Below are 22,191 nucleotides of genomic sequence, written 5' to 3' on the forward strand. Positions count from 1 at the left end.
CAACCTTGCATACAGACTTAACAAAAACTCCCCCTAATCTTCCCTTATCACCCCAAGGTGCAGAGGTAATTTTAGGTAATATTATTAATCCCGAAATCCTAGCAGTTCCCCTAGCACCAACTCCCACCACAATGTTTGCTCCCCGTGGTGCTTGTTTAGTCTCTGAAAACGGCTCATTATGGGTATCAGACACCGGACATCATCGCTTACTAGGATGGCGTAATTTACCCACAACAGATAATCAACCTGCTGACTGGGTAATTGGACAACCAGATTTTTATCATGAGGGACAAAATGCTAAAGGTACACCAGGAAGAAATACCTTAAGTGTACCAACGGGAATTTGTGTATGTGGCGAAGGTTTAGCAGTTGCAGATGCTTGGAATCATCGGGTTTTAATTTGGCATAAATTACCAGAAGATAGCAATGTTCCGGCGGATTTAGTATTAGGACAAGCTAATTTTACTGATAATCAACCAAATAGAGGAAGTCATCAACCTGCGGCTTATACTATGCACTGGCCTTATGGCATTTTATATCATCAAGGTAAGTTGTTTGTAGCTGATACAGGTAATAGAAGATTATTAATTTGGCAGCAATTACCTACAGAAAATGGACAACCTGCTGATATAGTCTTAGGACAGCCGGATATGACATCACGTGATGAAAATGGCGGCGGTTCTCCGACGGCGGCGAGTATGCGTTGGTGTCATGATATTGCAATGTGGAATGATAATTTAGTTGTCACCGATGCGGGTAATAATCGAGTGATGATTTGGCAAGGGATACCAACAGAAAATAATGCCCCTTGTGCAGTGGTTTTAGGACAGAAAAATTTTGATGTTGTAGAGATGAACCAGGGAGTTTATTTCCCTAGTGCTAGTAGTTTGAGTATGCCTTATGGTGTAGCTGTAGCTGGCGAATGGTTATTAGTAGCGGATACTGCTAATTCTCGATTGCTAGGATGGAAGCAGCCAGAGTCAATATTATCATTGCAGGGTGCTGTGGCAGATGGAATTGTTGGACAAGACACCTTTCAAAGTAAAAGCGAAAATCGCAACTTCGGAACACCCACACGCCACAGCTTAAATTGGTGTTACGGAATAAAAGTTTGTGGCAAAACGGCGGTAATCTCGGATTCTGGCAATAACCGAATTTTGCTATGGCGGTTGAACTATGGCGACTGAAGAAATTAGAGTTCGCGGTAATGTACAGGGGGTAGGATTTCGCCCTACAGTTTACCGTCTGGCTAAAGCCTGCGGTTTGCGGGGAGATGTTTGTAATGATGGGGAAGGTGTGTTAATTCGGGTAGCTGGTGATGAAACTGAATTAACAGAATTTGTCACTAGATTACAGTCAGAATGTCCGCCGCTAGCAAAAATTACTGAACTCGTCAGAACTCCCTATCCAGGAGAGTTAAATTTTGATGATTTTGTCATTTCAGGGAGTGTTAGCGGTGTTGCTAAAACTCAAATCTCCCCTGACGCGGCGACTTGTCCCCAATGTCAGCAAGAAATTTCTGACCCCTTTAGCCGCTTTTATCGTTATCCTTTTACTAACTGTACCCACTGCGGCCCCCGTTTAAGTATTATTCGCGCCATTCCCTACGACAGATGCAACACCAGTATGTCTGCGTTTGTCATGTGTCCCAATTGCGAGAGTGAATACCACGATGTCGAAAATCGCCGCTTTCACGCCCAACCTGTAGCCTGTCATGTATGTGGCCCCCAAGCTTGGCTAGAACGGGCTGATGGTAAACCTGTGACGGCTTCCATGTTCTCGATGTTGGATGAGGTAGACGCGGTTTGTACGTTGCTGCAAAAGGGTGAAATTGTTGCTATTAAAGGTATAGGCGGTATTCATTTGGCTTGTGATGCGACACAAGAGGCGGCTGTACAGAAATTACGTCAGCGTAAGCAGCGTTATGATAAACCCTTCGCCTTGATGGCGCGAGATATTGCAATTATTGAAGAATACTGCTTTGTTAACGATAAAGAAAGAGAGTTATTAAACAGCCCAGCCGCACCTATTGTATTGTTGCAGAGGAAGGGACTGGGTATTGGGGACTGGGGACTGGGGACTAGGAAAGCAGATGAAAAAAAATCCCATACCCCATGCCCCATGCCCCATGCCCCATGCCCAATAGCCCCTTCCATAGCACCAGGGCAAAATACTCTGGGTTTCATGCTACCTTATACACCTTTACATCATTTAATTTTGCGGCGGATGAATCGCCCGATTGTGTTAACTAGTGGTAATCTTTCGGATGAACCGCAATGTATAGATAATGATGAAGCCAGAGAAAAATTATGTCACATTGCTGATTATTTTCTCTTACATAATCGGGAGATTGTGAATAGATTAGATGATTCAGTTGTACGGGTTGTTGATGATAAATTACAAACAATTCGTCGGGCTAGAGGTTACGCACCAACACCGCTAAAGTTACCACCAGGATTTGAGAATGTCCCGCCGATTTTAGCAATGGGGAGTGAATTAAAAAATACCTTTTGCTTATTACGAGAAGGTGAAGCCATTCTCTCACAACATCTAGGCGATTTAGAAAATGCGGCGGCGTTAAATGCTTATCAAGATACCCTCAATTTATATTTAAACTTATTTGAACACCAACCACAAGCGATCGCAGTCGATTTACACCCTGAATATCTCTCAACAAAACTCGGTAAAGAACTCGCCACAGCAAACAATCTCCCCATTTATTCCATCCAACATCATCACGCCCATATTGCTGCTTGCATGGCAGAAAATGGTATTCCCTTAGATACAAACCCAGTTTTAGGTATTGCTTGCGATGGTTTAGGATATGGTGCAGATGGTAAACTGTGGGGAGGAGAATTTCTACTAGCTGATTATCGCCAATTTCAACGCATAGCCACCTTTAAACCAGTAGCAATGATTGGCGGCGAACAAGCAATTTATCAACCTTGGCGGAATACATACGCGCATTTACTTGCGGCTAATCTTTGGGAAGATTGCCAACAACAATATATTGATTTAGAAATATTAAAATTTTTAAATCAACAGCCCATAAAACTGCTGAATCAGCTTGTGGAAAAAGGTATTAATGCCCCCTTAGCCTCCTCAGTCGGCAGACTATTTGACGCTGTAGCGGCGGCTATTGGCATTTGCACCGCAGAATGTAGCTATGAAGGACAAGCTGCGATCGCACTTGAAGCCATAGCCGATATTCACACATTAAATAATCCTAAAGAAACCGCAAACTACCCTTTTAACATAAGCTTTTCAGATAGTATTTATTGTATAGAGTCTAGCCCTATGTGGCGATGCTTACTTAATGATATTAAGCAAGAGACACCCCAGTCAATCATAGCTGCTAAATTTCATCAAAGTTTAGCGAATGTCATTGTAGAAATGGTTAACCGCCTGCGTCAAAAATACACATTTAATCAAGTTATATTAACCGGAGGAGTATTTCAGAACACAATTTTATTAAACCTAGTAAAAATCCAATTAAAAAACCTACAAATAAACATCCTCACCCACAGCCTAATTCCCACAAACGACGGTGGTTTATCACTAGGACAAGCCCTAATCACCGCCGCCCTCAAAAAATTTTAAATCCCCTATTATTACTCTCTGCGCCTCTGCGCCTCTGCGTGATAAAAACTCTTCCTCCCACCCCACCAAGGAACATAAAAATGTGTTTAGGAATCCCCGGACAAATAGTAGAAATCAGCGACACTAACCAAAAACTAGCCATAGTAAACATTGGTGGAGTCAAACGCCAAGTAAACATAGCCTGCATAGTAGACGAACAACATCCCCCGAATCATGCGTAGGAGACTGGGTATTAGTTCACGTTGGTTTTGCCATGAACAGAATCAACGAACAAGAAGCAGAAGAGACACTTAAATTATTAGAAGAAATCGCGTTAGTGACGGGAGGCAGGGGGGCAGGGGGCAGGGGGCAGGGGGAGTAAGAAAACGAAAGCCCTACCCAATACCCAGTACCCAATACCCAGTCCCCAACCATGAAATACGTAGACGAATTCCGCGAACCAGAAAAAGCCGAAGCCTTGCGGCGGGAAATAGAAAAATTAAGTTCCCGAATAGATAAACATATAAAAATTATGGAAGTATGCGGCGGGCATACCCATTCTATTTTTAAATACGGTATCGAAGAAATCTTACCAGCAAACATTGAACTAATTCATGGGCCTGGTTGTCCAGTGTGCGTCATGCCCAAGGGTAGATTAGATGATGCGATCGCGATCGCTCAAAATCCCAACGTCATTTTAACAACCTTTGGCGACACCATGCGCGTCCCCGGCTCTAAATATAGCCTACTACAAGCCAGAGCCGCAGGCGCAGACATTCGCATGGTTTACTCACCTCTAGATAGTCTACAAATTGCTAAAAATAACCCCGATAAAGAGGTAGTATTTTTTGGTATTGGCTTTGAAACTACAGCACCTAGCACCGCTTTTACCATCCTCCAAGCAGCCGAGGAAAATATTCAAAACTTTAGTATGTTTACGAATCACGTTCTAGTGATTCCAGCTTTAGAAGCATTATTAGATAACCCAGACTTACAACTAGATGGATTTGTCGGGCCTGGTCATGTCAGTATGGTAATTGGCACTGAACCTTATAAATTTATTGCTCAAAAATATCATAAACCCATAGTTGTTTCAGGTTTTGAACCCTTAGATATTTTCCAATCAATTTGGATGGTATTAAAACAACTAGTAGAAAATCGCTGTGAAGTCGAAAATCAATACAATCGATTAGTCCAAAAAGAGGGGAATCAAATAGCACTAAAAGCCATTAATCAAGTATTCGCAGTTCGCGAAACTTTTGAATGGCGAGGCTTAAATGAAATCCCCAACTCCGGCTTAAAAATTCGCCCAGAATATGCCCAATTTGATGCGGAATTAAAATTTACCATTCCTAACCAAAAAATTGCTGACCACAAAGCTTGCCAATGTGGTGAAATTCTTAAAGGAGTGCTGAAACCTTGGCAATGTAAAGTTTTTGGGACAGCTTGCACACCCGAAACCCCAATTGGGACTTGCATGGTTTCTTCTGAAGGGGCTTGTGCCGCATACTATAAATATGGCAGATTTTCGACTGCAATGCCACAAAGAGCAGTCACATCTCCATAACCTCCAAAAAGCAGCGATACACTCCACACAACAACACTGCGAGGAACATTTGTATGCCATTTGTCACCGTGAAAATTGCCAGAGGACACTCCATCGAAAAAAAACGGCATTTAGTAGAAGCCATTACTAATGCGATGGTTGCAGCATTAGATACTAAGCCCGAATGGATAACTATTCACATCGATGAATTTGAGCGAGAAAACTGGGCTGTTAATGGTATTTTACACTGCGATCGCCACCGTGGTAGACACGATGAAACAGGTAGATAAAAGTTACAAATAAATAGTAAGGTGTGTTACCAATTATGTAACTCACCTTACCCTAATATTCCATATTAAAAACCGCGAATTATCAAAAATGGATGTTTCAAAAACTAACTCAATACCTAACCCACTATTACAAAAAATCACCCAAAATCGTCGTCGTCACCATCCAATCAAAGATACACAGATTACCCTCGCACATGGTAGCGGTGGTAAAGCCATGCGCGACTTAATTGATGATATTTTTGTCAGTAGTTTTGATAACCCCATTCTCTCGCAATTAGAAGACCAAGCCAGCTTTAATTTATCTCAACTTTTACTACATGGTGATAGACTCGCTTTTACTACCGACTCCTATGTCGTAGATCCCTTATTTTTTCCTGGTAGCGATATCGGAGAACTAGCAATTAACGGTACCATTAACGACTTAGCTGTTAGTGGTGCTAAACCTTTATATTTAACTTGCAGCGTCATTTTAGAAGAAGGATTACCAATAGAAACTTTGCGACGTGTTGTCAATAGTATAAAAATTGCCGCGAAAACAGCAGGAGTGCAAATTGTCACTGGTGACACTAAAGTTGTACATCGTGGTGCGGCGGATAAATTATTTATTAACACGGCTGGAATTGGTGTTATCCCCATAGGCGTTAACATTTCCGCCCATAATATTCAACCTGGCGATGCCATCATTATTAATGGCGAACTAGGAAATCATGGCGCAGCAATTTTAATTGCCCGTGGCGAATTAGCATTAGATACGAACATCGAAAGTGATTGTCAGCCATTACATGAATTAGTCGCTACTATCCTCAATGTTGCCCCCGAAATTCACGCCATGCGCGACGCAACCAGAGGAGGATTAGCCACAGTTTTAAATGAATTTGCTTTAACTTCTAATGTCGGTATTCGTATTAACGAAGCATCTCTTCCTGTGCGGGAAGAAGTGAAAGGAATGTGTGAGATTTTGGGATTAGACCCTTTATATTTAGCCAATGAAGGCAAATTAGTAGTAGTAGTTAAAAGTGAACAAGCCGAAACAGTTTTAGCGGCTATGCAGTCTCATCCATCTGGTAAAAATGCTTGTATCATTGGTGAGGTTATTGATTCACCGCACGGCGTAGTTTTATTAAAAACTGCCTTCGGTACAGAAAGAATTATTGATATGTTAGTTGGTGAGCAATTACCCAGAATTTGTTAATTAAGAGTAGATATTTTCATGCACGAACTAGGAATTACACAAAATATCGTCGCTATTGTGAGTGAATATGCCAAAGGCTCAAAAGTTAGCAGAGTTGCTTTAGAAATTGGCAAACTTTCGGCAATTATGCCAGAAGCAATTAACTTTTGCTTTGATATTTGTACTCAAGGCACAATTCTCGAAGGTGCAACCTTAGAAATTATTGAAATTCCTGGTTTAGCCAAATGTCGCCAATGCGGTGCAGAAATTGCCATCGACAAACCATTTGGTCTATGTAAATGTGGTAGCGTTCACTTAGATATTCTCACTGGTGAAGAACTAAAAATTAAAGAAATAGAGGTTGAGGAAGTATGTGTGTAACTTGCGGTTGTTCTGATGATGCTGAAGGCAAAATTACTAACTTAGAAACAGGGGAAATAGAACACAATCACCATCACCATACACACACTTTACCTGATGGTACAGTAATTACCCATACCCATGATCATGAAAATGAAGCATCTCACGTTCATGCAAAAATTCATGGAACAACCATATCTCTAGAACAAGAAATTTTAGGTAAGAATAATGTAATAGCTGCCCAAAATCGGGGATGGTTTAAGGGTCGTAATATTCTGGCATTAAATTTAATGAGTTCTCCTGGTGCGGGGAAAACCACACTGTTAACTCGTACAATTAATGATTTAAAAAATCAATTACCAATAAATGTCATTGAAGGTGATCAAGAAACAATTAATGATGCTCAAAAGATTAAAGAAACAGGCTGTAAAGTCGTGCAAATTAATACGGGTACAGGCTGTCATTTAGACGCATCAATGATTGAAAGGGGTTTAGAACAACTTAAGCCGCCATTAAACTCGGTATTAATGATTGAAAATGTGGGGAATTTAGTTTGTCCAGCTTTATTTGACTTAGGAGAACAGGCAAAAGTTGTAATTCTTTCGGTGACAGAAGGCGAAGATAAACCGATTAAATATCCCCATATGTTCCGCGCCAGTGAGATTATGATTCTCACCAAAATTGACCTATTACCCTATGTTAATTTTGATGTACAGCGTTGTATAGAATATGCAAAACAAGTTAATCCTCAGATGCAAATTTTTCAAGTTTCTGCAACTACAGGTGCAGGTTTAGATAGTTGGTACAAATGGCTTCAAGAAAAAGTTCTGCACTGTGCAAATTTGGTGAACGCTTAATCAATATAAATTCATAAATTCCAGTAGGTTGGTAGTGAGGACTTTAGTCCTTATTTGAGGACTGAAGTCCTTACTACAAAACAAATTTATCGAAAACGACGGGAGACTCCACCTACAATTTTTGTGCAGCTACCATTTCGGCAATACACTGTCCCAGTCCTGATTTTAAGTCTGACTTTTTTGCCTCAACAATAATAATTGCTGGTGCTTCTACTGTTAATTGTTCTGGTGAACGACTAATGAGGAAGTCACAGACACCATTGAGTCCCACACTCGCATCAACGTTAAACTCTTCTCCAGAAAACACGCTAATTTGTTGATTCAGAATACGCCGCACTTCTAAAAGCATGGGATTGATAATTACTTCAGAACGTGATTTTTCTGTATCAACAGCGATCGCCCAAGGTAAATCCTCTAAAATAGCTTGTAATCTAGGGCTAGGCTGGATAGTTTCGATTTTGCTAGGAGAAAAGCGCACTCCCTCCACTGTATTCAGTTGAAAATCTTGTTTTACTCGCTCAATTGTAAATTGACTGTAGGGCATGGTTAGATATTTTGTTCACTAGAAACGGTATTCATCGCTAATTGTCTGCTGATGTTTTAGTCCCCTTACGGGGAAATGGTTTGTGGAAACTTATAAAAATCAAATTCACGCATGGGTGTATATCTTTCAGTCCCCTTGTGGGGAAAAGGTCTTTGGAAACCAGACTGCGGTGGATAACACCCAGGCAACAGTTCAAGCGTTTCAGTCCCCTTGCGGGGAAAAGGTTTGTGGAAACTGCCCAATGTGTAATAGGGCTTGTTACAACGAATATTGTTTCAGTCCCCTTGCGGGGAAAAGGTTTGTGGAAACCCTAAGCACTGGTGGCGTAGATTTAACCAACTACTAGTTTCAGTCCCCTTGCGGGGAAAAGGTTTGTGGAAACCTTATCTCGCATTATCTGGGCGTGTTCTAAAATTTGCCCGTTTCAGTCCCCTTGCGGGGAAAAGGTTTGTGGAAACTGCTCGGTACTGAAACTGAGATAGAGCAAGCTTCCTGGGAAGCATTTTGACGAATCGCAAAATTAGGTCGATTTCAGCCCACCTTATTGCGAGTAATTCGCAACTCCCCGAATTATTGAAACGCTGTAATTATTATGTTGTCAAGGTTCTGGCGATTTTGACGAGTCCCTGGAGTTTTTGACCCCGCTTCGATTCGTCAAACATCAAGCTGATTCCCTAATGATAAAGTGACTATTTGCGATTGTCGAGGTTTTTTTTAAATTAATTCACAGCAACCAAGATACAAATCAGACAGAAAATCTATGTGTATCAGGTTTCACGCGAAATAGAATAAGATGCTAATTGCATCCCAAAAAGTTTTAGACTGAAAGGTGCATCTAGTAGCGTTAAGAACTTGACTAAATCACCTGTGCGAAAAATCGTTATTGCCGGTAACTGGAAAATGTTCAAAACCCAGGCAGAAACACAAGAGTTTTTGACAGGGTTTCTGCCATCCTTACAAGAAACACCTTCCGAAAGGGAAGTGATTCTATGTCCTCCGTTCACTGATCTCAGCGTTTTATCCAAGAGTTTACACGGTAGCCTTGTACAATTGGGAGCGCAAAACGTCCATTGGGAAGAAAGTGGTGCGTACACGGGTGAAATTTCTGGCCCCATGTTAGTAGAACTTGGTGTACGTTACGTCATCGTCGGTCATAGCGAACGCCGACAATATTTTGGCGAAACAGACCAAACTGTGAATTTGCGCCTGAAAGCTGCCCAAAAGCACGGTTTAACCCCCATTCTTTGTGTAGGCGAAACTAAGCAACAGCGAGACGCTGGCGAAACAGAATCATTGATCATCGGACAACTAGAACAAGACCTAGTAAATGTTGATCAAGACAATTTAGTAATTGCTTACGAACCAATTTGGGCTATTGGTACTGGTGACACTTGTGAAACTATAGAAGCTAACCGCGTCATTGGCTTGATTCGCAATCAGTTAAAGAATCCCAATGTTCCCATTCAATATGGTGGTTCAGTCAAACCAAACAACATTGATGAAATTATGGCACAACCAGAAATTGATGGTGTGCTGGTGGGTGGTGCAAGTCTAGAACCTGCGAGTTTTGCTCGTATTGTCAATTATCAGTAGTTGGGGACTGGGGATTGGGGACTAGGAATTTTAGATTTTGGATTTTAGATTGAATCCAATCCAAAAGACGCTCCTGCTACGCTATCGTCAATCCCAAATCCATAATTGAAGGGCTAGCGACTGGGAAGTGTGGGAGTGATGAACTTCCGACTTCCGTTAGTCTAGCGGGATGATTCCATTGTGACTTGATTTATTTATGGGTTTAATCATACGCGATCGCTGTTTTGATTGGGGACAGCGTACTTATTTAATGGGAGTATTAAACATTACTCCTGATAGTTTTAGTGATGGTGGCGAATTTAATAATATTGCGGCGGCTTTATTCCAAGCCCAAGCAATGGTTTCAGCCGGTGCTGATATTATCGATGTCGGTGGACAATCCACTAGGCCAGGCGCAGAGCAAATTAGCCTAGAAGATGAACTCAACAGGGTACTGCCAGTTATTGAGGCATTGCGACCAGAAATTTCTGTACCCATATCAGTAGATACAACTAGGGCTGATGTTGCAAAAGCATCCATAGAAGCTGGCGCAGATATTATTAATGATATTTCTGGCGGTACATTTGACGAGCAAATGTTACCTACAGCAGTCAGTTTAGGTGTACCCATTATCTTGATGCACATCCAAGGGACACCCCAGACAATGCAACAAATGACTAATTATCAGGATGTAGTCAAAGAAATTGCGAGTTTTTTGGCTAAACAGATAGCCATAGCCACCGATTTAGGCATTGATCCCAGCAAAATCATCATTGATCCTGGTATTGGTTTTGCCAAGAACTACGAACAGAACTTAGAAATTTTGCGCCGCTTAGAAGAATTGCGATCGCTTAATTGTCCTATCTTAGTAGGAGTCTCCCGCAAAAGTTTTATCGGACGCATTTTAAATCAACCAGATCCAAAAGCCAGAGTCTGGGGAACAGCTGCGGCTTGTTGTGCAGCCATCTTCAATGGAGCTGATATCCTCCGCATTCATGATGTCAAAGAAATCAGCGATGTCTCCCTAGTTGCAGATGCCATATTTAGGGAAATTAGTTAGAAACTGAATCATACCAATTTTGGATTTTAGATACTTCGACAAGCTCAGTACAAGTTTTGGATTTTGGATTAAAACCCAGATTTGTAACCTCTTCCAGAATCATTTAAGTTGGATAAAGCCAGGGCTAAAGCCCTTACTACAAGCGAATGAGTCTAGAAAAATGAATGACGATTGGCTTACCCACACCCATTTAGTTTGGTGAATGATTCCCAACACTCATCACTCCCTACTCAGAACTCAGAACTCAGAACTCAGCACTCAGCACTCAGCACTCAGCACTCAGCACTCAGCACTCCCTAACCATGTTCAGAACTTTTCCCATTCCCTTCAGTGGTAGTTGATTCCGCAATCACTTCCTTCATCAATTCACCACTTTTACCAGGATCTACAAACACAACCTTAGCATTTGGGCTTTCTCCTAGCCTGTAGCTAGCATTAATGTAATCTTGCGCCACTAAATACCGCAGAATTTCCTTACTTTCAGGATTACTACGCAAACCTTCAGCAATAATCTGCATTGAAGTCATAGTTCCTTCTGCTTTCTTAATCGCAGCTTGTCTTTCTGCTTCAGCTTCCGTAATCAAAGCCCGTTTTTTAATTTCCGCCGCGCGTTCCTCTTCCATAGATTTACGCACACTCTCTGGTGGTGTAATTCTTTGAATATCCAAGCGAATAATCTCAACACCCCAGTCAAGGGTTGTACTGTTCAACTGATCTAAGATGGCTTTATCCATCTCCGCCCTTGTCACATTAGTTTCTTCCACAGTATTCCGAGCAATAATTTCTCGTAGTGTGGTTGTAGCTAGCTGTGTCAGAGAACCTTGCAAATCTTCAATTGCGTAAAAGCTTTTCTCTATATCTTTGATGCGCCAGAACAACACAGCATCAACTTCTAAATAAATATTATCTTTTGTAATGATGTTCTGGGGTTTAATGTCAATGAACTGCTCTCGTGTGGTATCTTCCATCACAATCTGATCCACCAAAGGCACCACAAAATTTAAACCTGGTGTCAGTGTACGGTGTTTTCTGCCCAAGCGTTCCACAAGGGCTGCATTACCTTCATTGATGATTTTGGCAGATCCCAAGGCATAGGCTATCAGTGCTAAGACTACAGCAATAATTGGCTCCATATATGCTCCTGTTAGCTTTTAAGGAGATTTTAGTTTAAAGGACATGGTAATACCATGTTTTACACTTCAGTCTAATGTTTTGAGTTTGTAACTTGTAACTTTATAAACTGAGTAGTCAACAATTATAGTTATATCGACATCATCACCAGTAAACCACAAAATGTTGAGAGACTTTTGTTGAGCTTTCGGGAAATACGGGGACTGGGGACTGGGGATGGGGGAAGCAGGGGGAGCAGGGGGAGCAGGGGAAGAAAAACTTCACTCATAACTTATTACTTATTACTCAGCACTCAGCACTCAGCACTCAGCACTCATTACTCATTACCCAACACTCTCAAAACAACAATGGGGACGAAAGTATCCAACTTCCGTCCCCAACTGCTCAGTGTATTTGAAATTAAATGCCGAAAAATCTCAACATATTAAAGATAATACCTAGAGGCCCTGCTACGATGTTAAGACCATCAGTAGTTCTGGCGAGACCAGATCGGTTAACTACTACCACATCATTGTTGCGAAGAATAGGATTACTTTCCTCATTGATTCCTTGACTGAAATCAACCTTAATCTCACGCTTAGTAACTGAACCGTTGGGGTTCAAGCGAATCAACTCTACGCTACCCTTACGCGCTCTAGCATCATTAAAACCACCAGCTGCCAGTAAGGCTTGGTTTAAGGAACTATTCGCTTGTAATGATACTGCTCCTGGTTGTTTGACTTCACCTACTACCCCGACTTGAATTTTAGCTGGAGATAAAGTTGTTGTTGCTAATTGAGTAGCTTCTGCTGGAGTGATTGCTGTGGCTGTCGGAATCACAATCGTGTCTCCGTCTTGCACGATTACGTCTTGATTGACATCCCCATTTTTCAACAGTTCCCAGAGATTGATATCTACAGTTTGTTCTGAACCTACTCTTGTGGGGCGACGTAGCTTAATATTGCGAATGTCAGCTTGGGATGTAATCCCACCCGCTAATTGAATAGCTCGTGTCACATTGGGTAAACCAGAGCCAGCAGCAGTACCACTTTGTCCATCTGTCGAACCTGCTGACACTAGGTAAGAACCTGGGCGATAAACTTCACCAATAATGGCGACGGTGCGCGGTGCAGTTTGGCTAGCTGCAAAGTTAGCTGCAAACAAATTACGTGCTTCTGCCACATTAAAAGTAGTGGCTGTTGGCACAACTATCACATCGCCATCCCGCAGGGTGATATCTTGGGCAGTATTACCAGTTTGGATGAGTTCCTTGAGATTGAGCGTTACCAGTTGCTCACCAGAACGTCCTGTTTTACGTCTAAGCTGCACTTTAGTAACATCGGCTGCTAAGGTAACTCCCTGTGCTGTCGTCAATGCAGCTAAGACCGTGGGATACTGTACCCCTGGATTGTTACCTGCACCACCTTGCAAACTGAGTGTATAAGCACCAGGACGGGTAACTTCTCCTGCAACCAAAATATTAATCGGGCGTGGAGATAAAAGATTAATAGAAATTTGGGGACGTTTCAGAAATTTACGATATTTTTCGGTAATAATATCAGCCGCTTGTTCGGTGGTTAAACCCAGAACAGAAACGCTACCAATTAGAGGTAAGTTAATTGCACCACCGGGCGGAATTTGATACTCACCCGTATATTCAGGCACTTCAAAAACATTGACACGGATGAGGTCTCCACCGCCTAACAGATAATTTGTATCTGGTTGTTGGATAGGCGTGGATACGGGTTGGTTAATCCGAGGTACTGTTTGGGGATTGGGAAATACTGGCTGTCCCTGAGCTAAACTGGCAGACGGCAAAATGAGATGAACAGCTGTTAACAAAGCTGCACCCACAGCTGGCTGGGCTAGAAATTTCAGCGAACCTGCGTTAACCATATTTACCTTAGACTCTGAGACTACAAGTGTTAAAGTATTGTCTAAACATTTTAATCTTGACTATACTTAAGTATTTAGGTTTCCCGACAATCTCATTTTCCTAAAAAAGCCTTCTTTTCCGGAAGAATATTTTGACTAGGTTGTTGAATTTTTAATGAAGCACAATGGAATCTATGGATTTGATTGACGTTTTAAATTATCTGCTGGAGTAGGTAACAATGAAATAGGAACGGAGATAAATCATTTTAGAAGCTAGTTTTGTCAAGTATTCAAGAGCAAATATTATATGATTTCTAGTTTTGGTTAATGTAGCAAAAACAACTTATATTCTCCTAATTAATCAAAGCTATTAGTGTTTAAATGACAGCTAATATTATGTCAACCAAGATGTAATTACTTGAGCAATTTATATTTTTAATTAGTTACTTGTAAACCCATCTAAAGTTATACATTTGAATAATTCAGGACAATAAATATACAGCAAATTTTTATCCCTAATATGTGATTTTTGTCAAAAAACACACAATAAGAGATTGATGATTTGTTCCCTATTGCCTATTCTCTATTCCCTATGCTCTGATTTTTGACTAATTTGTTGTATAAAAAAGTCTTCTAAAGATTGGCGAGATAGATTAAGTGTAATAATTCTGCCATCCATCAAGCGCAAACTAGAGAGAAAATCATAGTAATCACCTTGTAGGACACCATGCCAAGAACCGTCAGGTTCAAAAACTATACTAGGTAGCCATTTTTTGAGAATTGCCCAATCGCCACCCTCACCTTTGACATGATATGTTTCATCTTGTCCTAAGAGTTCCCCTAGAGAACCGACACAGACTAATTCACCTTGGGACAAAATGGCGATGCGATCGCAAATCTGTTCCACTTCACTCAGAATATGACTATTAAAGAATATCGTCTTACCTGCGGCTTTGAGCGACAAAATAATTTCCCGCATCCGGTAACGTCCTAAAGGATCTAATCCTGACATCGGCTCATCTAGAAAGATTAATTCTGGATCATTAATCAAAGCCTGCGCCATCCCCACCCGTTGTAACATCCCTTTAGAGTAGCGACGCATCTGTTTTTTGCGTGCATCGGTTTGAGATAAACCCACTAAATCCAGTAGTTCGGGAATGCGTTGACGTTGCACACTCACAGGGATCTCAAATAAGCCGGCGGCTAACTCTAAAAACTCCCAGCCTGTAAGATACTCATACAAATAAGGGTTTTCGCTTAAATAGCCGATATGTTGTTTAACTTGGCGATCGCCTAAAGGTTGACCCAACAGTAAACCTCTACCACCACTAGGGCGAATAATTCCCAGTAACAGTTTTAACAGGGTAGTTTTCCCTGCCCCATTCGGCCCCAATAAACCAAAAGTTTCACCCTGATAAACAGTCAAAGAACAGCCTTTGAGGGAGACAACCTGTTGATTCATCCAAAAGCCTGTACGATATATCTTTCTTAAACCGGAAGTGATAACTACTGGCGGAACATCTTCAGTAGTCAATTGAGCATCAGCAGTGTCTTTAACAGATTTCATCTCAGTTGAATTAACACAGCGTTGGTAACAAGTTACTCAATAGGATAACTGCGATTGGCTCCAAGTGGTCAATAGTCAATGGTCAATAGTCATTAGAAAACAGGGAACAGGGAACAGGGAACAGGGAACAGTTTTTCTCATCTCCTACCTTGTCTACCTTGTCTACCTTGTCTACCTTGTCTACCTTGTCTACCTTGTCTACCTTGTCTACCTTGTCTCCCAATCCCCAGTCCCCAATCCCCAGTCCCCAATCCCCAATCCCCAATCTAAACCTTACTCTCCAGGGGTTTTCGCACTGGCGCGATCGCAGCTAGTTTTCTGCCGTAAACAATTGCCATAAACCCTGTAACGTTCATGAATAAACTGTAAACTGCTGCTGGGACTGCCATGTCGGGATTTTTGAGTAGTCCGGCGGTAATTGCTAGGGCAAGTGTGCCATTTTGCAGGCCGACTTCAATCGCAATGCAGATTTGTTGTGCAGGATTTAATTTTGAGAGTTTACTAGTATAAAATCCTGCTGCCATTGCCAGGGTATTTAAGAGAACAACACCGACTCCGACTTGCACAATGAAGCCAGGAAGACGATTCCACTCACGAATTACCAACAGGAGAATAATTGTAGCAAGTAAGGCGATCGCTAATTTACTGGTGACTTTTTCTAAACGCAGAGCCAGTGCTGGGAAAATTTGTTTTAAAGTCATTCCCAAGACTACGGGTAAAATTGTCACCAGAAAAATTTGCGTGATGGTTGAGACAATGGGAAGCGCGATCGCGGCTGTTTGTCCCATGAAGTGCTGTAAGGCTAGGTTAGCCAAAACGGGAATTGTAAATACTGTAATTACACTACTAGCTGCTGTCAGCGTGACGGAAAGAGCAACATCACCCTTAGCCAAATATGTAATGACGTTTGAGGAGGGGCCACCAGGACAGATTGCGACGATAATTAGTCCGACTGCGATCGCAGGTTGCATGGGGATCACTTTCGCAATCACAAAGCCAATCGCAGGTAAGAACACTAACTGACTAATTAAGCCAATTGACACAGCCTTGGGATATTTCCTGATCCGTTGAAAATCTTCCGGTACAAGAGATAAACCCATTCCCAACATCATCATAGCCAAGGCTATAGGTAAGATAACCGCAGTAAAAACGTTTGCTTCCATATTAAAAAATTTTGGATTTTGGATTTTGGATTTTGGATTAAAAGCCTAGAGTCGTAAACTATTCCAGAATCTTGAAAAAAGACTAACTTTAGTTTTCAACTGAAGAATAATTGAAAATTACTTTAGTCAAAGCTAAAGTTTTAGGTTCAATTTATAAATAAAACATATAGGGGTGCAAAAATTTACACCCCAAAATTTGATTTTCTCTATTTGATTTATTCACATCATCAAAAACCTGATGAATTAGCCTCAAAGCACACCTTTAGAACTAGGAATAGTCCCAGCACGACGGGGATCAACTTCCACAGCGATGCGTACTGCTCTAGCAAAGGCTTTAAATGTCGCTTCAATGATGTGATGAGAATTAATACCATCTAACTGACGGATGTGTAGCGTCATTTGACTGTGGTTGACTAAGGCCACAAAAAATTCTCGCACCAATTGGGTGTCGTAAGTCCCCACCCGTTCGGTAGGTATGGTTAAACCATAGCTGAGGTGAGGACGACCAGAAAAATCTAGTGCTACTTGGACTAACGCTTCATCTAAAGGAGCTAAAAAATTACCAAAGCGGACAATACCTTTTCTATCACCCAAAGCTTTATGTAAAGCCTGACCCAAAGTAATACCCACATCTTCGTTAGTGTGGTGGTCATCAATTTCCCAGTCTCCTGTAGCTTTCACCTCCAAATCAATTAAGCCGTGGGAAGCAATTTGATGCAGCATATGATCCAAAAACGGAATACCCGTTTCGACTTTGCAAATACCACTACCATCTAAGTTGATGCTCACTTGTACATCAGTTTCACCAGTGGTGCGATGCACGGAAGCAATGCGAGGAATTGAAGAGAAATTAACTTGGGGATAATCGCTGATTTGCATAGAGATTAGGGACTGGGGATTGGGGATTGGGGATTGGGGATGTAAAAAATAAAAGTTAAGAACAGTTATCAGTTATTAAGTAGAACGGTGTAAATAATTCAAGGTTTGTAGTGAGGACTTTAGTCCTCTGATAAGGACTGAAGTCCTTACTACGAACTAGATTCCAATCTTTTTACATTACTTCACATAGTTTGGTTTTTTCAAGTCGTTCTACTTAGTCACTCTATCAACGTTAACTGGTCACTGTTAAAAGATTCTTTTATTTTTTTTTGCCTTTTGCCTTTTGCCTTTTGACTTTTTTTACATTCCCATAATTTCATATCCTGAATCAACGTAAATCACTTGTCCGGTGATCCCACTAGACAAGTCACTAGCCAAGAAAGCTGCTGTGTTACCGACTTCAGTTTGGGTAACGGTGCGACGTAGGGGAGCAACTGCTTCTACATGGTGAATCATATCTAAAATTCCACCCACAGCACTAGAGGCTAAAGTGCGAATAGGCCCGGCAGAAATGGCATTGACGCGAATATTTTGGGGGCCGAGTTCTGATGCTAAATACCGGACACTGGCTTCTAATCCAGCCTTAGCCACACCCATAACGTTGTAATTGGGAATTGCTCTCACACCACCCAAATAGGTCAGAGTAATAATACTTCCTCCTTCCGTCATTAATGGTTTAGCTGCGCCGCTTAACTGTACTAGTGAATAGGTACTAATTTCTAAAGCTGTAGCGAAGCCACCACGAGAAGTTTGACTAAAATCTCCACTTAAATCGTCTTTGTTAGCAAAAGCTAAACAATGAATCAAAATATCTAGTCTGCCCCACTTATCGCGAATGGTATCAAAGGTAGATTGAATCTGTTCGTCATTTTGGACATTACAGGGAAGGAATAAGCTGGGGTTGAGAGGTTCTACTAGTTCAGCAACTTTCTTCTCCATTTTGCCCTTGTCATCCGGTAGATAGGTAATGCCAAGATTTGCACCTGCGGCGTGTAGTTGTTGGGCGATTCCCCAAGCAATGGAGCGATTATTGGCAATACCTGTAACTAGAGCATTTTTTCCATTCAGATTCAGCATAGAAACCTTGGATGTGATCGGTTGATGAAATTGGGGACTGGTGAGTCAGCGCGGTCTTGGGGGTTTCCCCCATGAGCGACTGACGAACCCCGAAGGGGGGATTGGGGATTGGGGACTGGGTATGATTTTTGATTATCCTTTTCCCTTAACTTTCCGTCTCCTGTCTTCATGAGCATACTAGAATCTGGGGCGTGTTGGTCTTGTTTTTATACAGGATGGGCAAAAATGATGATTAGGAATGATGATTTTGAGGTTTAAAATACATATTATTCCTTAAGATATTTTCAAGATTACTTAAGTTTTTAGTTGAAAAACCTGATAGTTCTATTAAGCAGAAGTATCTATCAAGAATTGCTAGCTAAAAAATGCAAAAATTAGGTATCATTATAAACAAATAGCTATAAAGTTATGGGTTGGAGTATAGGAAAGTACAGTTGGGTTAACGGTGCTTTATTGAATATTCAGGTGTATTCTTAGGTAATTAGTTTTTACTTTTTTGTTATTCCGGCATTGGGTAGGGGAAGGGAGATGATCGTGACACAAGATAAGGCCCTAGCAAATGTTTTTCGTCAAATGGCAACTGGAGCTTTTCCGCCAGTTGTCGAAACGTTTGAACGCAATAAAACGATCTTTTTTCCTGGCGATCCTGCCGAGCGAGTCTATTTCCTTTTGAAAGGCGCAGTGAAGCTTTCCAGGGTGTATGAGGCAGGAGAAGAAATTACAGTTGCACTACTGCGGGAAAATAGCGTTTTTGGAGTGCTGTCTTTATTGACAGGGAATAAATCTGATCGGTTTTACCATGCGGTGGCATTTACTCCTGTAGAATTGCTCTCTGCACCCATTGAACAAGTAGAGCAAGCACTCAAAGAGAATCCAGAATTATCAATGCTAATGCTGCGGGGTTTGTCTTCGCGAATTTTGCAAACAGAAATGATGATTGAAACCTTAGCTCACCGAGATATGGGTTCAAGGTTGATTAGTTTTCTGTTAATTCTCTGTCGCGATTTCGGGATTCCTTGTGCTGATGGCATCACGATTGATTTAAAACTATCTCACCAAGCGATCGCAGAGGCCATTGGTTCAACTCGCGTCACCGTGACTAGATTACTAGGGGATCTACGTGAGAAAAAGATGATTTCCATTCACAAAAAGAAGATTACTGTGCATAAACCCGTGACTCTCAGCCGACAGTTCACATAACATCAAGGGGATTGGGGGGGAGATAGTCTTGTGCTATATTGCTCTATATCACACCTGTAGTTGGCAGTGAATCTCAGATATTGAGCAACTTTAGCCATTGCCGACTTCCCCATCCTCCACACACAAATGACCGCACCCCTATGGGTCTACAGCCCATAAATTTATCCTGAAGGAAAATAATTAGACAATCTCAACAGTCTGTGAATACTGCTGGAGATAGATGATTAATCGTGAGAGTTTCATAGCTATGGGGAGTGTCAATGAAAGAAGTGGGCTGTATCTGGAAACATTTCGGTAGCTGAAGATGACCACCGGGTACATCCTGATTGCAGCAATTTTAATTTTGGGAGGCGTAATTGCCACCGTTGGTGATCGCATCGGCACCAGGGTTGGCAAAGCACGCCTCTCTCTATTTAAGCTGCGTCCCAAAAACACGGCTGTACTAGTAACGATTTTCAGTGGTGTGTTGACGGCAGCCACTACTCTCGCCATTCTATTTTTAGTTGATGATGGTTTACGAAAGGGAGTTTTTGAGCTAGAAGATATCCTCAAAGACCTTAGACAAAAACGAGAACAACTCAAAGTCACAGAAGAACAGAAAACTCAAGCAGAAGTACAACGAAACCAAGCCAATCAAGCGTTAGAAGTTACCAAAAAAGAGAAATTCACAGCGCAGCAAGATTTGGCACAAACCCAAACAAAACTCCAGCGCACCCAAAACGAACTGAAAAACCTGTACTCCCAAAGAAAAGGTTTACAAACAGTCGTCACTCAACTAGAAACAGAACGCAGACGCTTAATTGCCCAAATTGCTGAACGTCAAACAGCCATAGAAGAACGCGATCGCGAATTGAGTAACCGCAAACAAGCCATAGAAGAACGCGATCGCGAACTGAGTAATCGTCTACAAGCCATTAAACAACGCGATATCAAGATTGATCAACTAGATAAACTCATTCAAAAACGCAACTTAGAAATTGCCCAAAGAGAACAAGTAATTGCTAAACGTGAATCTTTACTGAAAGAATTAGAAAAACAACAGGATTATCTAGAACAAGAAGTGGCGAGACTGGAGAAGTATTACCAGTCATATCGTGACTTGCGCCTGGGTAAATTGGCCTTAGTGCGGGGTCAAGTGTTGGCGGCGGCGGTAGTGCGTATCAGTCGAGAAGTTACACCCCAGCAATTAGTTTCGCAACTGCTCCAAGAAGCCAACCGCAATGCTAGCATCGAACTAGCCGAACCTGGAACTCCCGCCAATACACAATTATTGCGCGTGACTCCCGACAGGATAGAACCACTGATCAAGCAAATTAGTGATGGACGAGAATATGTAGTCAGAATTTTCTCTGCTGGTAATTATGTCAGGGGAGAAAAGCAAATAGAATTTTTCGCTGATGCCGCTAGAAATGTTTTAGTATTTTCTGAAGGTGAGGTACTGGCGACAACCACAGCCGACCTAAAAAACATGACCTCTTATGAGTTAAGGCAACGATTAGATTTATTAATTTCAGCATCCCAATTTCGTGCCAGGAATGCGGGAATTGTCGAAAGCGTACAAATCGATGGGACTTTTATCCGTTTTGTTTCTCTATTAAGACAATTAGAACAACCAATAGAAATTAAAGCCGTAGCAGCAGAAAATACTTATACATCTGGGCCATTGAGAGTAAAATTAATAGCAATTCAAAATGGCAAAGTGGTTTTAAGCACTTAAAAGGGAACTGGGGATTGGGTATTAGGGACTGGGGACTGGGGAATAAAGTTTATGTTTTCTAATGAGTTTTCGCCAACACAACCAGTAATTTTAGGTTTTGACCCTGGTAAAGATAAATGTGGTGTAGCCATCATGGGATTAGACAGGCAATTGCATTATCATCAGGTCGTACCTTCCCCAGAAGCGATCGCTACTATTAATATACTCAGACAAAGATTCCCTGTTTCCTTATTGGTTATGGGCAATCAAACCACAGCCAAACGCTGGAAACAGCAGTTACAACAAGAATTAGTCGAAGCTGTCAATATTGTTTTGGTAGATGAGCGTTATTCTACCTTAGAAGCACGCGATCGCTATTGGCAGATGTACCCACCCCAAGGACTCACAAAACTTATCCCAGAAGGAATGCGCCAACCACCACGCCCCATAGATGACATAGTTGCGATTCTGTTAATTGAACGATATTTAAGCCGACTGACCGAATAAAAAGGCAAAAGGTAAAAGGTAAAAGGCAAAAGGTAAAAAAAGAATCCTTATTTGTTCGATTTGCGTCTATTGTCTGTCTCTATCTGTTCCCAGTCCCCAGCGAAGCACTGAGCTTGTCGAAGTGTCCCCAGTCCCCAA

Annotated in this window: 21 protein-coding genes, 2 pseudogenes and 1 CRISPR repeat array; of the genes and pseudogenes, 15 read left to right on the forward strand and 8 right to left on the reverse strand. The window is 41.6% G+C overall.

The genetic code is table 11. The annotated features are described in order from the left end of the window. Positions 1-5 precede the first annotated feature (5 nt). From CV014_RS02675 to hypB, 8 genes and pseudogenes are all read left to right on the forward strand, one after another. Positions 6-1,187, forward strand: a complete 1,182-nt coding sequence (locus tag CV014_RS02675; protein WP_236140610.1) for a hypothetical protein — start codon at positions 6-8, stop codon at positions 1,185-1,187. Continuing rightward, positions 1,177-3,600 (forward strand): carbamoyltransferase HypF, encoded by a 2,424-nt coding sequence (gene hypF / locus CV014_RS02680; RefSeq protein ID WP_236140611.1) that lies wholly within the window; start codon positions 1,177-1,179, stop codon positions 3,598-3,600. Before CV014_RS02675 ends, hypF begins: the two co-directional genes overlap by 11 nt. Positions 3,601-3,680: 80 nt before the next feature. Then, a pseudogene (locus CV014_RS02685) lies at positions 3,681-3,961 on the forward strand (HypC/HybG/HupF family hydrogenase formation chaperone). 51 nt (positions 3,962-4,012) lie between these two features. Further along, a complete protein-coding gene (gene hypD, locus CV014_RS02690) occupies positions 4,013-5,146 on the forward strand; it encodes a hydrogenase formation protein HypD (protein ID WP_236140612.1) in 1,134 nt (377 codons plus the stop codon). Positions 5,147-5,199: 53 nt separating this feature from the next. Beyond that, complete coding sequence (locus tag CV014_RS02695) at positions 5,200-5,415, forward strand: tautomerase family protein (protein WP_066380276.1); 216 nt, start codon at positions 5,200-5,202, stop codon at positions 5,413-5,415. Positions 5,416-5,503: 88 nt separating this feature from the next. Then, complete coding sequence (gene hypE, locus CV014_RS02700; protein ID WP_268964455.1) at positions 5,504-6,607, forward strand: hydrogenase expression/formation protein HypE; 1,104 nt, start codon at positions 5,504-5,506, stop codon at positions 6,605-6,607. A gap of 18 nt (positions 6,608-6,625) precedes the next feature. Then, positions 6,626-6,967, forward strand: coding sequence for a hydrogenase maturation nickel metallochaperone HypA (gene hypA / locus CV014_RS02705; protein WP_236140613.1), 342 nt, complete (start codon positions 6,626-6,628; stop codon positions 6,965-6,967). Continuing rightward, entirely contained in the window at positions 6,958-7,803 is an 846-nt protein-coding gene (hypB, locus tag CV014_RS02710; RefSeq protein ID WP_236140614.1) for a hydrogenase nickel incorporation protein HypB, read from the forward strand. Before hypA ends, hypB begins: the two co-directional genes overlap by 10 nt. A 118-nt stretch (positions 7,804-7,921) precedes the next feature. On the opposite strand, the pseudogene CV014_RS02715 reads toward hypB, so the two are convergent. Then, positions 7,922-8,347 (reverse strand): annotated as a pseudogene (locus CV014_RS02715) (hypothetical protein); the annotation flags it as partial. A gap of 53 nt (positions 8,348-8,400) precedes the next feature. Next, positions 8,401-8,805: direct repeats of the CRISPR family, unit length 37 nt; unit sequence GTTTCAGTCCCCTTGCGGGGAAAAGGTTTGTGGAAAC. A 409-nt stretch (positions 8,806-9,214) separates the two neighbouring features. Between CV014_RS02715 and tpiA the strand changes: the two are divergent. The 3 genes from tpiA (at position 9,215) to CV014_RS29825 (ending at position 11,279) form a co-directional block, all read left to right on the forward strand. Beyond that, entirely contained in the window at positions 9,215-9,940 is a 726-nt protein-coding gene (tpiA, locus tag CV014_RS02720) for a triose-phosphate isomerase (RefSeq protein WP_329608314.1), read from the forward strand. A 196-nt stretch (positions 9,941-10,136) separates the two neighbouring features. Further along, a complete protein-coding gene (gene folP, locus CV014_RS02725; RefSeq protein ID WP_236140615.1) occupies positions 10,137-10,979 on the forward strand; it encodes a dihydropteroate synthase in 843 nt (280 codons plus the stop codon). Between the two features lie 171 nt (positions 10,980-11,150). Continuing rightward, positions 11,151-11,279, forward strand: a complete 129-nt coding sequence (locus CV014_RS29825) for a hypothetical protein (protein ID WP_268964457.1) — start codon at positions 11,151-11,153, stop codon at positions 11,277-11,279. Here the strand turns inward: CV014_RS29825 and CV014_RS02730 are convergent. Beyond that, positions 11,276-12,112 (reverse strand): SPFH domain-containing protein, encoded by an 837-nt coding sequence (locus tag CV014_RS02730; protein WP_236140616.1) that lies wholly within the window; start codon positions 12,110-12,112, stop codon positions 11,276-11,278. The two genes, CV014_RS29825 and CV014_RS02730, sit on opposite strands and share 4 nt — an antisense overlap. Positions 12,113-12,289: 177 nt before the next feature. Here CV014_RS02730 and CV014_RS02735 point away from each other — a divergent pair, with 177 nt between their 5' ends. After that, positions 12,290-12,538 (forward strand): hypothetical protein, encoded by a 249-nt coding sequence (locus CV014_RS02735; protein WP_236140617.1) that lies wholly within the window; start codon positions 12,290-12,292, stop codon positions 12,536-12,538. Here CV014_RS02735 and CV014_RS02740 read toward each other — a convergent pair. The 6 genes from CV014_RS02740 to fabI form a co-directional block, all read right to left on the reverse strand. Further along, a complete protein-coding gene (locus CV014_RS02740; protein ID WP_236140618.1) occupies positions 12,510-13,985 on the reverse strand; it encodes an SLBB domain-containing protein in 1,476 nt (491 codons plus the stop codon). The two genes, CV014_RS02735 and CV014_RS02740, sit on opposite strands and share 29 nt — an antisense overlap. A gap of 562 nt (positions 13,986-14,547) precedes the next feature. Continuing rightward, positions 14,548-15,531, reverse strand: a complete 984-nt coding sequence (locus CV014_RS02745) for an ABC transporter ATP-binding protein (protein WP_236140619.1) — start codon at positions 15,529-15,531, stop codon at positions 14,548-14,550. 82 nt (positions 15,532-15,613) lie between these two features. Further along, positions 15,614-15,796 (reverse strand): hypothetical protein, encoded by a 183-nt coding sequence (locus CV014_RS02750; RefSeq protein ID WP_236140620.1) that lies wholly within the window; start codon positions 15,794-15,796, stop codon positions 15,614-15,616. Position 15,797: 1 nt separating this feature from the next. Then, positions 15,798-16,694, reverse strand: a complete 897-nt coding sequence (locus CV014_RS02755; protein WP_236140621.1) for a bile acid:sodium symporter family protein — start codon at positions 16,692-16,694, stop codon at positions 15,798-15,800. A gap of 249 nt (positions 16,695-16,943) precedes the next feature. Further along, on the reverse strand, positions 16,944-17,573 hold the full coding sequence (gene hisB / locus CV014_RS02760) for an imidazoleglycerol-phosphate dehydratase HisB (RefSeq protein ID WP_236140622.1): 630 nt from the start codon (positions 17,571-17,573) through the stop codon (positions 16,944-16,946). A 300-nt stretch (positions 17,574-17,873) separates the two neighbouring features. Further along, positions 17,874-18,650, reverse strand: coding sequence for an enoyl-ACP reductase FabI (fabI, locus tag CV014_RS02765; RefSeq protein ID WP_236140623.1), 777 nt, complete (start codon positions 18,648-18,650; stop codon positions 17,874-17,876). Positions 18,651-19,178: 528 nt separating this feature from the next. Here fabI and ntcA point away from each other — a divergent pair. From ntcA to CV014_RS02780, 3 genes are all read left to right on the forward strand, one after another. After that, a complete protein-coding gene (gene ntcA, locus CV014_RS02770) occupies positions 19,179-19,850 on the forward strand; it encodes a global nitrogen regulator NtcA (RefSeq protein ID WP_017321409.1) in 672 nt (223 codons plus the stop codon). A gap of 304 nt (positions 19,851-20,154) precedes the next feature. Further along, the gene (locus tag CV014_RS02775; protein ID WP_236140624.1) at positions 20,155-21,567 is read left to right on the forward strand and encodes a DUF3084 domain-containing protein; all 1,413 of its coding nucleotides are present in this window, start codon (positions 20,155-20,157) and stop codon (positions 21,565-21,567) included. A gap of 51 nt (positions 21,568-21,618) precedes the next feature. Continuing rightward, entirely contained in the window at positions 21,619-22,053 is a 435-nt protein-coding gene (locus CV014_RS02780; RefSeq protein ID WP_236140625.1) for a pre-16S rRNA-processing nuclease YqgF, read from the forward strand. The last annotated feature ends 138 nt before the right edge of the window (positions 22,054-22,191 follow it).

It is taken from the genome of Nostoc sp. CMAA1605, from assembly GCF_021596505.1.
In the GTDB taxonomy this organism is placed as follows: Bacteria; Cyanobacteriota; Cyanobacteriia; order Cyanobacteriales; family Nostocaceae; genus Trichormus.